A 15,601-nucleotide genomic window follows, 5' to 3' on the forward strand; every position below is an offset into this window, starting at 1 on the left:
AACGACAACGAGTACGGCCTGGCGGGCAGCGTCTGGACCGGCGACATCGAGCGGGGCACGGCACTGGCCCGGCGCATCCGCACCGGCACCGTCGGCATCAACGGCTACTACATGGACAGCGCCGCACCGTTCGGCGGCTACAAGGCCAGCGGCCTCGGCCGCGAGAACGGTCTCGAAGGCCTGATGGCGTACTTCCAGGTGAAGTCCATCCTCCCGCCCGTGGCCGGATACCCGGCCGTGGCCGGATAGGTCCTGACGCGCGTACGTCGGGCACCCGGCGGCCTTCGGATCCCGCCGCCACGGACGGCGGGATCCGAAGGAAGGCCATCCCCCGCGCTCCTGCGGCACGTCAGCCGGTGTTGGGCCTCGCTGTTCACCGAGCGGGCCGTGACCTACCGCCAGCGCAACGGCATCGACCACCGTACGGTTCATGGGCCCTTCAATGATCTGACCCTCTTGCCCGCACAGCCCCTTCCGAGAGCAGAGCGAGGTTTCTGCCTGATCCGGGGGTGGCTCCCTCGTCCCGAAGGAGTGGCCATGGCCGCCAATCCGACTCCGCTGCTGTTCGTCCACGGTTACTGGCATGGCTCCTGGTGCTGGAGCGAGGTCATCGCCCACGTGGCGGCGGCCGGTCGCCCGGCTCTCGCGGTGGACCTGGCCGGCCACGGGCTGCGCGCCCGACGGCCGGAGTGCCTCACCAGACGCCCGTTCGACTCTGCCGCCCTGGCCACGGAAGTATCGCCGGTTGCCGAGGTTGACCTCGACCAGGCAGGTGACTTGCTTGTTTCACAGATCAAACAGCTCGGTCGCGGTGGACCGGTCACTGTGGTGGCCCACAGCATGGGCGGCACGGTCCTGACGCGGGCCGCACAGCAACACCCTGAACTGGTTGCTCACGCGGTGTACCTGACCGCGTTCATGCCGGCCTCGGACATCCCGGCCGTCGCCTACATCCAGAGTCCCGAGAATGCCGGTGAACTCCTCGGCCCCTCCCTTCGGGCCGACCCCGCCGCGATCGGAGCGCTGCGATTCGACCTCGCATCGGACGACGCCGCCTACCGTCAGCAGCTGCGGGACGCATTCTTCGGAGACGTCGACCAAGCCGTCGCCGATGCCGCCATCGGGCTGCTGACACCCGACGCCCCGGCCGGCATCGCCCTCGGCGCCACCAGCCTGACCCGCGAGGGCTGGGGCTCCGTTCCCCGCACTTACGTCACCTGTGCACGAGACATGGCAATCCGACCGGCCCTCCAGCAGAAGTTCATCGCAGACGCCGACGTCGCCTTCCCGGACAACCCGACCTCGGTCGTAGCGCTCGACGCCTCCCACTCACCGTTCTTGTCCATACCTGAGCAGGTGGCGGACACAGTCGCGAAGCTGACCTGACCGCAGGTCTTCCGGTGACGGCCGACCGGACTACCGGAAGAGCCGGCCGAGCCCGGTCGGCTCACTCCGGCTCGCGTTCGGCGGGGGTTTCGGAACATCCGCGGGCACCCTGTCCCACCCGTGCACCGAAACCCTCGACTCCGGGTCCATTAGCGTCCTCTCCCGAGACGCTGGGTTGCGACGACCCCGTCCGCCTCTCGCGTTCAAGAGCCCTGTGGAGAAAGTACGTTGAAGGAACTGGAACCCACCGCAGCGACCTTCCGGGAGATCGGCGCCGCCGCGGACCGGCTGCTCGCCGACCTCGGCGCGCTCGGTGACGACGACATCGCGGCTCCGTCCCGGCTCCCCGGCTGGACCCGCGGCCACGTCCTGAGCCACCTGGCGCGTCAGGTGCCGGCTCTGGAACGCCTCATGGAGTGGGCGCGCACGGGTGTGGAGACCCCGCAGTACGCGAACCGGCAGGCCCGCGACGCCGAGATCGAGGCAGGCGCCCACCGCCCGGCCGCCGACCTGGTGATGGACGTACGGGAGACCGCGACGCACTTCCAGCGGACCGTCGAGGAACTGCCCGCGCCTGCCTGGAACGCCACGATCAGGCCGTTCACAGGGGAGCTGTGCACTCCGCGCCGCATCCTGGTGATCCGGCTGCGCGAACTCGAACTGCACCACGTGGACCTGGATGTCGGCTACGACGTCGCCGACATCCCCGCGACCGCGCGGAGCATCGTGCTGGACGACGTCCTCGGTTACTACGCCGCCGCCGAGGGCGTGCCGGACTTCACGCTGCGAGACAGCGACGGCGAGGAACTCGCCCGCTTCGGCACCGGCGGCCCCGTGGTGTCCGGGGAGCCCGCCGACCTCCTCGCCTGGCTGGCCGGCCGGGCGTCCGGCGCACGCCTCGACACGACAAGCGACCTGCCGGTGCTGCCGTCGTGGCTCTGACGCCCCGCGCGCACCGGGACAGCCGCGACACCAGGGCGATCCTCTGTCTGCGGCTGCCGACCGCGCACCACGGACCTGCCCCCTGTGCGACGAGTCATCGCACAGGGGGCACATTGCAGGGCAGCCGGCGTTCACCCAACGCCGGTGTGCGCCGCGGGAGTTACGCCCAGCAGCCGTTGACCGTCGCGGCGAGGCCGTCCAGGGCGTCCTTGATGTCGTTCGTGTTGGCCGTGGAGCCGTTCTCGACGAAGGAGAAGACCTTCCAGCGCCCGTCCTGTGCCTGCGTCATGCCACTCAGGGCTACGGCGCCGCTGAGGGTGCCGGTCTTGGCCTTGACCTCCCCGACGGCACACTCGGAGTCCGGGGTGTCGAACCGGCCGAACTCGGGCCCCAGGGTGGCGCCTGCCTCGCCCGCGACGGGCAGACCGTCCGCGATGTACTTCAGGGTCTGGCTGTAGCGGGGGTCGGTGGTCAGGTCGAGGATGTCCGCCAGGGTCTGGGCCGGGATCCGGGTGGAGCGGGACAGCCCGCTGCCGTCGTGCATCTCGAAGTTGTCCATCGACACGCCGTACGTCTGGCTGAGCACATCCCGTACGACCGCCGTCCCGTCCTCGAACGTGGCCGGGCGGCCGGCGCCGAGCGCGGTCATCCGCAGCAGCGTCTCGGCGATGTTGTTGTCGCTCACCTTGAGCATGTGCTTCACGATCGTGGACAGCTTGTCGGACTGGTGCTGGGCCACAGGGACGTCTCCGGTCCCGGCCACGCCGCGGGCGACGTCACCGCTGACGGTGACGCCCCGGTCGGCGAGGAGCTTCGCGAAGACCTGCCCGGCATCCAGCGAGGTGTCCGTGACGGTGTTTCCGTCCACCACCAGGGGCCGGACCGGCGTGACCTCGGTCGGGTAGTAGCCGCTGTTCCAGCCGGTGGCGAGGGTGGGCTCAGCGAAGAGACTGTCGTCGACGCGGACCTTCACCGAGGTGAGACCCGCGTTGTTCAGGCCCGCGACCGCGGTCTTGGCCAGCGCGTCGAGGTCGTCGGTGGTCAGCGTGCGGTCGCCCCCGCCGACGAGGGTGAGCGTGCCGTCGCCGTACACGACCTTGGTCGTGAACCGGTGGTCGGGGCCGAGAACGGTCAACGCGGCCGTGGCGGTGGCGAGTTTGGTGTTGGACGCAGGCATCAACGCGGTGGTCGCGTTGTGGCCCCAGATCACGTTGTCCGACTTGGCGTCGAGGACCACACCGCTGAGGTCGCTGCCAAGGCGCGGGTCCTGGATCCGCGTGTTGAGGTTGTCCGCGATCTTCTGCTCGGCCGGGTCGAGTTCGGTGACGGTGTTCTTCGCGACGGCCTTGTCGGCGGCGAAGGCGGACGGTGCGGCCAGGACGGTTCCGGCGACGGGGGCGGTCGCGGCGACCACAAGTGCTCGGCGGACCGTGGGGCTCATCGCTTTGCGCTTGCGGTGACGGCCGCCGACGGTGGCGGCACGGGGGGAGTTGGGCATGTGGGGGCCTCGGTGGATAGGGGATGTGCGAACAGCTTCGAAAGCTTGAAAGTGCAAACTCAAGAGCGAAGGTAGTTGACGTAACTACTGTTACGGATGAGTACTTGTGAAAGAACTGCGAACGTTGGGTCACATGTGCCCAGACGGGACTTCCCGTTCGAGCTGCGTCGCCGGGCGGGTCCGCGCCACGTCGGCACGGTGGCGCGGTGGCACAGGGATGTACCGCCGAGTGGTGTAGTCACGGGGCGAGTTGGTTCGGCTTCGTCCGCGACGGGATCTGCCGTGCTCGCTCATGCGGCTTGTGTCGGTGGCGTGGTTGTCGGCGTGTACTGTCACGCGGCCGTGAACGCGGCACCGGAAGTGGATCGGTGACGCGTCATGTTCTACTCGGTGCCTGTAGCTATCTGTGCGTGCTTCCGTACGGGGCATTGCGTGGCATGCGGCGGATGCTCCAGTCGAAGCTGCCCCGGCACACCGGGGTACCCTCCGCGTCGGTGACCCCCACTCGGGTGGAGAGGCGTGCTCGATCGGTCTCGCCCGACAGGAGTCGGCGCAGGGTTTGGCGGGCCTCGTCGCTCAGGCGGCAGGTGGCCAGGAGGCGGCCTCGGGCCGGCGCCAGGAACTCCAGGGACGCCGCCGTGCCCAGGGGGACGACGTCCTCCATCTCTTCGCTGCGCTCGCTGGTGGCAATGATCGCGGCCAGCCCGACCGCGTCGATCAGGGCGATGAGGCCGCTGGAATGCAGTGAGCCGATGACGTTCGTCAGCTCCTTGGGTGTCTCCAGCGCCACCTCGGCCATGCCGTCGGCGGCCCGGAGCACTTCGATACCGGCGGTGCGATGGGCCGGGATGGGCTCGAGCAGCGTTCGGGCCAGTGCCGTCATGTCCATTGCCACAGGATCGCGGCGCGCGTTGACGGCCGGGTGACGTCCAGGACAAGGGCCGGCATCGGCGGGAACTCGAACTCAGTAGCCCCGCACACTCAGTAGGACCGCAGGCCCATGCTGCGGGCGATGCCGTTCCGCTGGATCTGGCTGGTCCCCCCGGAAATGGTGGCCACGATCGACTCCCGGTAGCGGAAGCTCATCACGCTCTCCGTCGAGAAGCCGTGCCCCGCACACACCTGCATCCCGAGCCGGGCGGCGGCCACGTACGTCTCCGAGCCCTTCAGCTTCGCCATCGAGCCCTCCCTGGTGCACGGCTTGCCCCGGGCCAGCAGCCAGGCCGCGCGGTAGGCGAGCAGCCGGGCGGAGTCGATCTCGGTCTGCAGGTCGGCCATGGCGTGGGCGAGCGCCTGGAAGTTCCCGATGGGCCGGCCGAAGGCATGCCGGGTGCGCGCGTACTCCAGCATCTCGTCCAACGTGGCCTGGGCGGCGCCCAGATAGCCGCCGGTGATGATCACCTTCTCCAGTTCGATGTTGGAGAGCATCACCTTCCAGCCCTCGTCCCGCGGGCCGACCAGGTTCTCCTTCGGCACCAGGGCGTCGCTGAAGAAGACCTCGTTGGTGCCCAGGATGTGCCGGGCCAGTGTGGGCGTTCGGCGCACCTCGACCCCCTCGGCCGTGGGGTCGACGAGCAGCAGGCTGATGCCGCCGTGCTTGGGCTCGCGGGGGCCCGTACGCACATAGGTCGCGATGGTGGTGTCCGGCAGTCCGCCGCCCGTGCACCAGGCCTTCTGGCCGCGCACGAGGAAGTGGTCGCCGTGGTCCTCGGCGGTGGTGCGCAGCGCCGCGGCGTCGGAGCCGCTGTCCGGTTCGCTGAGGCCGACGGCGAGCCGGTGGCGCCCGGTCATGACCTGCTCGCGGATGAAGTCGCGCTGCGCCTCGTTGCCCCAGCGGAACACCGTGATGCCGGGGATGAGCACCCCGATGTAGCACATGGCGACGTCGAAGCTGGCCCGGCCGAGCTCCTCGGCGATCAGGATGAGCTCGAGCGGTCCGCCGCCGTCACCCCCTTCGTCCTCACGGAACGGCAGCGAGAACCAGCCGAGTTCGGCCATCCCCGCGAACAGCTCGGGCGGTACGACGCCCTCCTCGTCCCATTGCTTGGCCTTCTCGGCGGGGCACACGTCGGCGACGAACTGCCGTGCCGTCGCGCGCAACAGGTCCTGCTCGTCGGTCAGCCCGAAGTCCACGGCCACTCCTCGCAGCTCGCCAAATCCGCCGATTCATCTATCTAATTATTCTATGTTAGCGGATGCGGGCCAGTTCCACCCCACACCTACTGGGTGTCGACGGCCGCGGCGCGGAGGGCGTCCGCGACGTGGGCGACCGGCTCGGTCGGCGGGTGCGGGAGCCGCGCCAGCAGCAGGCGCCGCTGTTCCTGGGGGCCGCCGCGGACCGGCAGGATGCGTACGCCCGGGGGTGCGGCCGGGCCCAGTACGGCGGGGACGGTGGTCAGTCCGCAGCCGGCGGCGACGAGTTGGAGTTTGGCCAGCCAGTCGCGGGCGGTGTGGGCGATCTCGGGCCGCTCGTCCAAGGAGCCGCCCATGAGGTCGTATGGTCGCCCGGCACGCGCAGCCGGGTCGAGGGCCGGGTCCTGGACGTCGCGGACGCCGACGCCATCTCCGCACTGGCGGAGGAACTTCGCGACCGGCCCGGTGGAGTGGACGTGGTGATCTCCAACGCCATCGCCCCGCTGCTGCCCGAGAGGTCGCAGGCCGAGCAGGCCGACGCGTTCCTCGATGTGTCCAACGGTGCCACGCACGCGGTCCTCCGCTCTTTCGGCCCGGTGCTGCGCCCCGGCGGCCGTCTGATCGTCGTCGCCAGCACCCTGGGAACTCTCGGCCACCTCGATCCCCGGCTGCGCTCCCTGTTCGACGGCGCGTCCCTCGATCAGGTCGAGTACGCCGTCGAGTCCTGGCGCAGCGCCATCCACAGCAGGACGGCGGAGGAGGCAAGCTGGCCTCGCTGGCTGAACGTGCCGTCGAAGGTGGCACAGGCCGCCGCCGTACGCGCGGTCGCGGCCGAACGCCGTGAGCGGGACCTCGCCGACGACACCCTGATCGCCTCCGTCTGCCCCGGCATGGTCGACACCCGGGCCTCCCGGCCCTGGTTCAGCGACTACAGCCACGCCCAGACCCCCGCAGAGGCCGCACGGGCCGTGCTGGATCTGGTGCTCGCCGAGCGCGTGGACCCCGCCCTGTACGGGGAGTTGGTCCGCTTCGGCAAGGCCCTGCCCTGGTACGGCGGAACGCCGCCCACCGAGCAGGACCAGCTGCTCACCGCGTAAGCCCTGCGGACGGGTCAGTCGGACAGGAACGCCGTGGTGGTTGCCACGAACCGGTCGGCGTCGTCGAGCCACGGGAAGTGTCCGGCTCCGGGCTGGACGACGAGCTTGGCGTTCGGGAACAGCCCGGTGAACTCGGCCATCACGGGAGGAGGGGCCGCCAGATCGACTTCCCCGGCGAGCAGCAGTACCGGCGGCCCGAACCGTGCGAGCGCCGTACGGGTGGCGTCCGGGTCGAACGCGCCGTCGGCGGCGAAGGCGCTCGCGGCCTCCATGTTCCGCTGCCCGGCCTCCGCGGCCTGGTGGGCCTGCGCCGCCTCGTCCCAACGGCCGTACGAGAACGGCGCGATGGCCTGCCAGCTGTCGCCGGTGGCCCGGCCCGCCACGATCGCCTCCAGGGCCGCGAACGCCGCCGCGAACCACGGCTCGTCCTGACGCAGCCGTGCGATCTCGAGCCGGGTGTCGCCGGTGATCGTAAGGCCGACGGCCATGACGCTCGGCGTGATCAACGCGAGCTTGCCGACCCGTTCCGGATGACGGGTCACATACTGCGCCGCCAGATTCGCGCCGCCGGAATGCGCGAGCAGGTCCATCCGTTCCAGGCCGAGGTGCTCGCGCAGGGCCTCCACGTCGTCGACCAGCCGGTCGCAGCGGTAGGAGGCAGTGTCCTGCGGTGTCGCCGAGTGGCCGGTGCCCCGGAGGTCCAGCCTGATCAACTGCTGGTGCGCGGACAGTCCACCGAGGTCGCCGAGATACACCGAGTTCTGCATGCCTCCGGGCAGGCAGATCACCGGCGGGCCGTCTCCGAGCACGTGGTAGGCGAGCTGGGTTCCGTCGTACGCGGAGAAGGCAGGCATGGCCGAGACCCTGTCAGCGGCGTTCGGAGAGGGCAACTGGGTTTTTCCGGGCATGCTCAGGACTGTCCACCCGGACCGCCACCCTGGGACCGCCCCACCCGTCTGATCGATTGATCGCTATCATGGCCGCATCGCGCGAATTCGATCGCGCAAGCCGCCGTGCGGTCGCGACCAGGCGGCGCGGCCGACGCGAACGGAAGCGGTGGGGACATGCGGGAGTCGGCGCAGAAGCGGCAGGACCGGATCGCGGAGGTGGTGCGGGACCGGGGTGTCGCGCGGATCACCGATCTCGCCGACGAGCTCGGCGTCTCCGTCGTCACCCTGCGCCGGGACGTCGAGGAGCTGGCCCAGCGCGGAGAAGTGCGCCGCGGGCACGGGGTGGCGCGTTCGCTGCGGCCGGTGCCCGAGGAGAGTGCCGCCGGGGGCGACGCGGTCGCCATGATCGTTTCCGAGCGCAACACCTACCTCACCGAGGCCGTGCAGGGCGCACGGGAGGCCGCGGAGAAGGCCGGCCTGCGGCTCGCCCTGCACCTCGCCGCCGACGAGGGCGGAGCGGAGCGGGAGGCGGTGCGCCAGGCGCTGGACGCGGGGGCGCGCGGGCTGCTGCTGTCGCCGCACTGGCGCACGCAGGCCGAGGCGGAGGCGGACCACTCGTGGCTGTCCGCCCTGGATGTCCCGACGGTGCTGGTGGAGCGGCGCCCGGCGCGGACCAGCGCGATCTACTCGCTGGACTGCGTGCGTTCGGACCATGCGTACGGCGTGCATCTGGCGCTCGGGCACCTGGCTCGCCTCGGGCACCGGCGGATCGTACTGGCGGCGCGCGACGACAGCCCGACCGCTCGCGTGATCCGCGCCGAGTTCGCCGAGCAGACCGCCGCACGAGGGCTGGCCAAGGGCTGCCGTACGATCCTCAGCTCGCGTACCGCGGGGCCGGACCCGAGCGTGGCCGACCCGCGGGCGGAGGATCTGGCCGAGGTCGTGGGGGACAGCGACGCGACGGCGGTGCTGATCCACAGCGACCGGGACGCTCTGGTGCTGGTGCAGCGGCTGCAGGCCGCGGGGATCGACGTGCCGGGACGCTGCTCGGTGGTCGCGTACAACGACGTGGTCGCCGACATGGGGCCCATCCCGCTGACGGCGGTCGCCCCGCCCAAGGCGGAGCTCGGCCGGACCGGGGTCGACCTGCTGCTGCGCCGGCTCGACACAGCGCGGGAGGGACTGCGTCCCGCCGCCACCCGTCATCTGGAGCTGCTGCCGGGCCTGGTCATCAGGGAGTCCACGGCCGTCGCGCCCGCGCCGCCGACCGGCCGCCGGTCGAGCGGATGAAGCCCATGAGCGTTTGACCGTTTCAGTTTCTTCTGTTCGGTGTATTGACGCTTTTTTCTGTCGGCAATCAGGATGCCCATAACCCCAGCAAGGACGCGGGAGGGCCCATGCCTGGTCGAGGACGCCCGGCGGTACTGCTCATGATCTTCACCATGCTGCTGGCGGGCTGCTCCGCCTCCGGCGGCAGCGAAACCGCCGAGAGCGGGCCGGTTCGCCTCAGCTTCTGGTCACCGCTGCGCGGCAGCCAGGAGATGGTGGACGAGTACAACCGCACCCACACCAAGATCCAAGTCGATTTCGAGCAGGTTCCTTCGGGCGACCAGGGCGGCTGGGCCAAGCTCAGCAACGCCGCACGGGCCGGCAACGCCCCCGATGTCGCCACCATCGAGTATCCCCAGCTGCCCGGTTTCGCCATCGACGGCGTGCCTCGCGACATCACCACCCTGCTGCCCGACCCGGTACGCCGAAGGATCATGCCGCAGGCGATGGACCTCACCACCTTCGACGGGCGCACCTACGCCGTGCCGGTCGACATCGAACCGATGGTCTTCCTGTACCGCAAGGACCTGTTCACCGAGCACGACATCCCCGTTCCCAAGACCTGGGCCGAGTTCGAGAGTTCGGCCCGCAAGCTCACGGAGGCCCAGCCCCGTTCCCGTATCGCCAGCCTCTTCACCACCGGCGGCACTCTCTACATGGCCAGCTACAGCTGGCAGGCCGGCGCCCGGTGGTACGACACCTCCGGCGAGACCTGGCGTATCTCCATGGACGACGCCCCCACCCGCAAGGTGACCGCGTACTGGCAGCGCCTGTTGGACGACGATCTGGTGCGTGTCGAGCCCGCGTCCAGCCAGCAGTGGCGGGCGCATCTGCAGAGCGGTGAGACGGCCGGCTGGCTGGCGGGCGCCTGGGCAGCGGGGTCGATGATGGCCTCCACACCGAGCGGTGAGGGCAAATGGGCCATCGCGCCGCTCCCGCAGTGGGACCTGAAGAAGCCGACTCTCGGCACCCAGGGCGGCTCGACCTTCCTGGTCACCAAGGACAGCAACCACCCCAAGGAGGCCATGGAGTTCATTTCCTGGATGGTCACCAGCCCGGACGCGTTGCGCGCCAAGCTCTCCAGCGGCATCAGCAGCGCGTATCCGTCCGTGCCCGACCTGGTACCGGTCGCCCGCAAGGAGATGGACACCAGCTACTTCTCGGGTCAGGACATCTTCGGTCTCTTCGAGAAGGAAGCCGAGCTGATCGACCCCCGCTGGAAGTGGGGGCCGCGCATGGTGTCGACGATCAGCTCCGGCGACGACGGGCTCGCGCGGGCCGGTGCGGGCAGCGGCAGCATCCTGGACGCCCTCCGCGAAGCGCAGAGCAAGACCCTGCCCGACCTGAAGAGCCTCGGCCTGTCGGTCACTACCCACTGAGGTGCAGCCGTGAGCACAGTGATAACCCCAGGGAAACCGGGAAAACAGACGGGCACCACGTCGCCGGCCGCGAGTCCTGTCCGCACCCGCCGAGCCGGACGCCGGCAGCAGACGCTCGCCTGCGTCGCGCTGCTGGCCCCGTTCACGGCACTGCTCGTCGCCGTGTTCCTCGTCCCCGTCGGCTACGCCATCGGCCTCAGCTTCTTCTCCGAGGACCACGACGGCCTCGGTTTCGGCGGCGGGGAGACCGTCTTCACCGGACTGCGCAGCTACCTCGCGGTGCTGAGCGACCCGAGCTTCCTCTCCGGGTTCGGCGCCGTCGCCCTCTACTGCGTGATCTTCGTCCCGGCCGTGGTCATCGGCGCCCTCGCGCTGGCCCTGCTGCTCGACTCGGGCCTGATCCGGCTGCGCCGTACCGCGCAGATGCTGCTCTACCTGCCGCACGCCGTGCCCGGCATCATCGCCGCCGTCATCTGGCTGTACCTCTACACCCCCGGCCTCAGCCCGGTCATCAAGCTCTTCGCGCAGGCCGACATCACCATCGACTTCCTCGGACTGCACACCGTGCTGCCGTCGATCGTCAACATCGCCCTGTGGAGCGGCCTCGGCTACAACATGGTGATCTTCTACGCGGCGCTCCAGGCCCTCCCGCGCGAGGTGCTGGAGGCGGCCCGCATCGACGGCGCGGGCGGTGTGCGCACGGCGCTGCTGGTCAAGGTGCCCATCATCAGGAGCTCCGTCCTCATGGTGTGCATGTTCTCCCTGATCGCCGCGCTCCAGCTGTTCACCGAGCCGATGCTGATGAACCAGGCCACGCCGATGGTCAACTCCCGCTTCACACTGAACATGTACATCTACGACGCGGCCTTCCGCCGCAACAACTACGGACTCGCCTCCGCGGCCTCCGTCATCCTCCTCATCGTCACCTGCGCCCTGTCGTACGCGGTGACGCGGTGGGCGGGCCGCCGGGAACGGAGCGCGCGATGACCATGACCACCTCTGGAGGGATGACCACGACGACCCCTGGCAGGATCACCACGAGCAGACTCACGAGCCGTACCGTCGCCAACGCCGTCGTCGTGATCGCCGCCCTCTACACCCTGCTGCCCGCCCTGTGGCTGCTCTTCGCCTCCACCAAGAACGCCGACGCCCTATTCGGCTCGGACATCTTCTCCCTCAGCGACTTCTCCTTCGCCCAGAACCTCTCCGACCTGTTCGCCATGGACGGCAGCCTCTACGGCGAGTGGTACCTCAACAGCCTGCTGTACGCGGTGGTCGGCGCCCTCGTCGGCTCGCTGATCAGCGTCAGCGCCGGGTACGCCTTCGACAAGTACGAGTTCCGGCACAAGGAGAAGCTGTTCGGGCTCGTCCTCACCGGCGTCATGGTCCCGCAGACCGTTCTGGCGCTCCCGCTCTACCTGGTGGCCTCCGGCATCGGCCTGGTCAACACCTTCTGGGCGGTCTTCATCCCCGTCCTGTTCAACCCGTTCGGCGTCTACCTCGCCCGCATCCTCAGCAGCGGCTACGTACCCAACGAGGTCCTGGAGGCGTCCCGGGTGGACGGCGCGGGCGAACTGCAGACCTATGTGCGCGTCAGCCTGCGCATGCTCGGCCCCGGATTCGTCACCGTCTTCCTCTTCCAGCTCACCGCGATCTGGAACAACTTCTTCCTGCCGATGGTGATGCTCTCCGACCAGCACCTGTATCCGCTCAGCCTCGGGCTCTACACCTGGAACAGCTCCGCCACCGTCTCACCCGAGTACTACCCGCTCGTCGTCATCGGCTCGCTGCTCGCGGTCGTCCCGCTGATCGTCGCGTTCGTCGCGCTGCAGCGTTACTGGAAGTCCGGCCTGACCGCGGGAAGCGTCAAGTGACCAGAAGGGAGCGCCAGTTGGCCCGTACGAAGCCCGAAGTGACCGACCTCGGCCACCGGCCCCGCCCGCGCGCCGTGCTGGCCATGGCGAAGAAGACCGCGGAGCAGGTCCTCGATGTCGGCGTACGGGCCCGGCTTGCCGCCCTGACCGACATCGACCCGCACCTCGTCCTGGACGACCTCACCACCCCCACCGCACTCCGCGCACTCGCCGACGCCGAACTGCTCATCACCGGCTGGGGCTGCCCGCCCCTCGACGAAGCGGCGTTGAAGGCGGCGCCGCGGCTGCGCGCGGTCGTGCACACCGCCGGGACCGTACGCCACCACATCACCGCCGCCTGCTGGGAGCGCGGCCTCGCGGTGTCCTCCGCCGCCGCGGCCAACGCCGTACCGGTCGCCGAGTACACCCTCGCCATGATCCTGCTCGCCAACAAGCGGGTCCTCGACACCGCCCGCGTCTACCGCACCGAGCGCCGCCGCATCGACTGGAACGAGCGCCATCCCGACGCGGGCAACTACCGTAAGACCGTGGGCATCCTGAGCGCCTCGATCATCGGACGCCGCGTCATCGACCTGCTCCGCCCGCACGACCTGACGGTGCTGCTCCACGACCCCTACATCACTCCCAGCGAGGCACGTGCGCTCGGCGCGCACCCGGTCGCGCTCCCGGAGCTGTTCGAGCAGAGTGACATCGTCAGCGTGCACACGCCGCTGCTGCCCGAGACCCGCGGCCTGATCGGCCGCGATCTGCTGGCGCGGCTGCGCACGGGCGGCACGCTGATCAACACCGCCCGGGGCGCCGTCCTCGACCAGGCGGCCCTCACCGACGAGGTGGTGTCCGGACGGCTGCACGCGATCCTGGACGTCACCGAGCCGGAGGTGCTGCCCGCCGACTCACCGCTGTTCGACTGCCCCAATGTGCTGGTCACCCCGCACATCGCCGGTTCGAAGGGCGGCGAACTCCGCCGCCTCGCCGATCTGGCGCTGGCCGAGGTCGAGTCGTACGCCCTCGGCCGCCCTTTCGCCCATCCCGTACGACCCGAACATCTGGCCCGACTCGCCTGAGCGCGTCCGCCAGAACGAACAGGAGACGTGGCTGGAGTGTCAGAGCATCCGCTGCCCGCCGAAGACCGCACCCTGGGCCCGTACACCGGTTACACCCGCGCCCACTGGGAAGCCACCGCCGACCGGCTGCTCACGGCCGTCCTCCGCTACGCCACCCCCGGCCAGGCCCTGATCGATCTGCCCGGCCCGCCCTCGAAGTCGGGGGTGCGCTCGGACGGCCTGGAAGGGTTCGCCCGTACGTTCCTGCTGGCGGCGTTCCGTACCGCCGGAGCGTCCGGCAAGGACCCGCACGGCTTCCTGGAGCGCTACACCGCCGGCCTCGCGCGCGGCACCCGCACCCCCGGCCGCGGTGACGCCGAGTCCTGGCCGGTGATCGGCCACCACGGCATCCAGGGCCAGCCCATGGTGGAGTCGGCCTCCGTGGCGCTGGCCCTGCGGCTGACCGCGCCGTGGACCTGGGACACGCTGCCCGCCGACGACCAGGACCGCGTCGAGGAGTGGCTGCGCGGCGCGCTGCGGCATACGCCCGCTCCCAACAACTGGTACCTCTTCCCGCTGACCGTCGCGGGCTTCCTGGAGTCCGCCGGGCGGGGCGACGCCGAGACGCGCGGAGCGATCGAGCGCGGGCTCGGCCTGCTGGACGGCTGGTACCAGGGCCAGGGCTGGTACTCCGACGGCGACGGCCGGTCCTTCGACCACTACAACGGCTGGGCCCTGCACATGTACCCGCTGCTCCACGCCCACCTCGCCGGGGACCCCGCGCTGCTCGACCAACTCGGCCCACGGTTGCGGGAGTTCCTCGACGGCTTCGCCCTGCTCTTCGACGCGAACGGCGCCCCCATCCACCACGGGCGCTCCCTGACGTACCGCTTCGCGGCGGTCGTCGCCGTGGCCCTCGGCGCTCTCACCGGCGTGACGCCACTCGCCCCGGGAGTCACCCGCCGCATCCTCAGCGGGGCGTTGCGCCACTTCCTCGACCGCGGCGCACTCACCGCCGACGGCATCCTCAGCCTCGGCTGGTACGGGCCGCACGAGGCGACACTCCAGCGCTACTCGGGGCCCGGCTCCCCGTACTGGGCGTCCAAAGGCTTCTTGGGACTGCTCCTCCCGCCCGAGGACCCGGTGTGGACGGCCACCGAGGAGAAGGCTCCCTCCGAGGGTCCCGACCGCGCACTCTCCCTGTCCGCCCCCGGGCTGCTCATCCAGACCACGGGCCGGGACGGTCTCGTACGCCTGCACAACCACGGCAGCTACAAGCTCGACTCGCGGGAGCCGGAGCGGGCGCCCGGCAACCCGCTGTACGCCCGCCTCGCGTACTCCACGCGTACTGGCCCGACCAGCGCCGCCAACGCCCCCGACAACCACATCGCGCTGAGGGCCCGCGGCACCAGTAGCGCCCGTATCCGCATCAACCCCCTTGCCGCAGGCCCGAATTGGCTCGCCTCCTGGCACCGGCCGGTCTTCCCCGAGGACGGTCCGGTCCTGCCTTCGGCCCGGATCGAGAGCCTGACCCTGACGCGCGGCAGGCTCGAACTGCGCGTCCACCGCACCGTCGGCGTACCGGCCGGGACGCCGATCCACCACAGCGGCTGGGCCGTCGCCCTGTCGCCGGAGGCCGCCGCCGCTGCCGAGGTCGAACAGCGTGCGGAGATCCGTCTCGACGGGCCGGAGGTGACCAGCCAACTGTTCGGCCTGCACGGCTGGCAGACGCAGCGCACCGTCCGCGCCCCGCAGGGCACGGCGTACGGGCCCTGGGCCCTCGTCCCCGAACTCACCGGAACCGTCGGCGAGGACCCGGCGGACACGGTGTTCGCCGCGCTCGCCTCCCTCACCGGCGAAGGCGACCCGGCCCCGCTCGCCGGGCAGGCCACCGCCGAGGTGAACGGCCTGACCGTCACCGTCCACTGGGCCGACGGCATCCGCACGGTCGTGGACTTCGGCAACGGCGTCCTCACGCTCCCCACGGTCACCGAGGTGCCGAGGTGACGCCGCGCCGGGGGCTTCGACAC

Annotated in this window: 14 protein-coding genes and 2 pseudogenes; 11 read left to right on the forward strand and 5 right to left on the reverse strand. The window is 70.4% G+C overall.

Going from position 1 to position 15,601, the window contains the following annotated elements; translation table 11 throughout:
- From ACYVO6_RS10170 to ACYVO6_RS10185, 4 genes and pseudogenes are all read left to right on the forward strand, one after another.
- Positions 1–249, forward strand: a 249-nt coding sequence (locus ACYVO6_RS10170) for an aldehyde dehydrogenase family protein (protein WP_461059558.1), incomplete at its 5' end; no start/stop codon positions are given.
- Positions 250–339: 90 nt separating this feature from the next.
- A pseudogene (locus tag ACYVO6_RS10175) lies at positions 340–417 on the forward strand (PEP/pyruvate-binding domain-containing protein); the annotation flags it as partial.
- Between the two features lie 120 nt (positions 418–537).
- Positions 538–1,386, forward strand: coding sequence for an alpha/beta fold hydrolase (locus ACYVO6_RS10180; RefSeq protein WP_461059560.1), 849 nt, complete (start codon positions 538–540; stop codon positions 1,384–1,386).
- Between the two features lie 228 nt (positions 1,387–1,614).
- The gene (locus ACYVO6_RS10185; RefSeq protein WP_461059561.1) at positions 1,615–2,328 is read left to right on the forward strand and encodes a maleylpyruvate isomerase family mycothiol-dependent enzyme; all 714 of its coding nucleotides are present in this window, start codon (positions 1,615–1,617) and stop codon (positions 2,326–2,328) included.
- A 160-nt stretch (positions 2,329–2,488) separates the two neighbouring features.
- Here the strand turns inward: ACYVO6_RS10185 and dacB are convergent, their stop codons facing one another.
- From dacB to ACYVO6_RS10205, 4 genes and pseudogenes are all read right to left on the reverse strand, one after another.
- Positions 2,489–3,826: a D-alanyl-D-alanine carboxypeptidase/D-alanyl-D-alanine endopeptidase gene (gene dacB / locus ACYVO6_RS10190; protein ID WP_461059563.1), complete on the reverse strand. Its 1,338-nt coding sequence runs from the start codon at positions 3,824–3,826 to the stop codon at positions 2,489–2,491.
- A 400-nt stretch (positions 3,827–4,226) separates the two neighbouring features.
- A complete protein-coding gene (locus ACYVO6_RS10195; protein WP_461059565.1) occupies positions 4,227–4,715 on the reverse strand; it encodes a PaaI family thioesterase in 489 nt (162 codons plus the stop codon).
- Positions 4,716–4,807: 92 nt separating this feature from the next.
- Positions 4,808–5,959: an acyl-CoA dehydrogenase family protein gene (locus tag ACYVO6_RS10200; RefSeq protein WP_461059567.1), complete on the reverse strand. Its 1,152-nt coding sequence runs from the start codon at positions 5,957–5,959 to the stop codon at positions 4,808–4,810.
- 86 nt (positions 5,960–6,045) lie between these two features.
- Positions 6,046–6,306: pseudogene (locus ACYVO6_RS10205) on the reverse strand (LysR substrate-binding domain-containing protein); the annotation flags it as partial.
- Between ACYVO6_RS10205 and ACYVO6_RS10210 the strand changes: the two are divergent.
- Complete coding sequence (locus ACYVO6_RS10210) at positions 6,277–7,056, forward strand: SDR family oxidoreductase (protein ID WP_461059569.1); 780 nt, start codon at positions 6,277–6,279, stop codon at positions 7,054–7,056. The pseudogene ACYVO6_RS10205 and the gene ACYVO6_RS10210 sit on opposite strands and share 30 nt — an antisense overlap.
- A 14-nt stretch (positions 7,057–7,070) precedes the next feature.
- Here ACYVO6_RS10210 and ACYVO6_RS10215 read toward each other — a convergent pair whose 3' ends face one another.
- Positions 7,071–7,910 carry an alpha/beta fold hydrolase gene (locus tag ACYVO6_RS10215; protein WP_461059571.1) on the reverse strand — a complete coding sequence of 280 codons (840 nt, stop codon included), beginning with the start codon at positions 7,908–7,910 and terminating at the stop codon, positions 7,071–7,073.
- Positions 7,911–8,120: 210 nt separating this feature from the next.
- On the opposite strand from ACYVO6_RS10215, the gene ACYVO6_RS10220 reads away from it, so the two are divergent.
- The 6 genes from ACYVO6_RS10220 (at position 8,121) to ACYVO6_RS10245 (ending at position 15,578) form a co-directional block, all read left to right on the forward strand.
- Positions 8,121–9,236, forward strand: a complete 1,116-nt coding sequence (locus ACYVO6_RS10220; protein WP_461059573.1) for a LacI family DNA-binding transcriptional regulator — start codon at positions 8,121–8,123, stop codon at positions 9,234–9,236.
- A 107-nt stretch (positions 9,237–9,343) separates the two neighbouring features.
- On the forward strand, positions 9,344–10,654 hold the full coding sequence (locus ACYVO6_RS10225) for an ABC transporter substrate-binding protein (RefSeq protein WP_461059575.1): 1,311 nt from the start codon (positions 9,344–9,346) through the stop codon (positions 10,652–10,654).
- A gap of 9 nt (positions 10,655–10,663) precedes the next feature.
- Positions 10,664–11,641 carry a carbohydrate ABC transporter permease gene (locus ACYVO6_RS10230; RefSeq protein WP_461059577.1) on the forward strand — a complete coding sequence of 326 codons (978 nt, stop codon included), beginning with the start codon at positions 10,664–10,666 and terminating at the stop codon, positions 11,639–11,641.
- 2 nt (positions 11,642–11,643) lie between these two features.
- Positions 11,644–12,528 carry a carbohydrate ABC transporter permease gene (locus ACYVO6_RS10235; RefSeq protein ID WP_461059890.1) on the forward strand — a complete coding sequence of 295 codons (885 nt, stop codon included), beginning with the start codon at positions 11,644–11,646 and terminating at the stop codon, positions 12,526–12,528.
- An 83-nt stretch (positions 12,529–12,611) separates the two neighbouring features.
- Entirely contained in the window at positions 12,612–13,592 is a 981-nt protein-coding gene (locus ACYVO6_RS10240) for a hydroxyacid dehydrogenase (RefSeq protein ID WP_461059892.1), read from the forward strand.
- 36 nt (positions 13,593–13,628) lie between these two features.
- Positions 13,629–15,578 carry a DUF2264 domain-containing protein gene (locus ACYVO6_RS10245; RefSeq protein ID WP_461059579.1) on the forward strand — a complete coding sequence of 650 codons (1,950 nt, stop codon included), beginning with the start codon at positions 13,629–13,631 and terminating at the stop codon, positions 15,576–15,578.
- Positions 15,579–15,601: the final 23 nt, after the last annotated feature.

The organism is Streptomyces pseudoechinosporeus, from assembly GCF_054783935.1.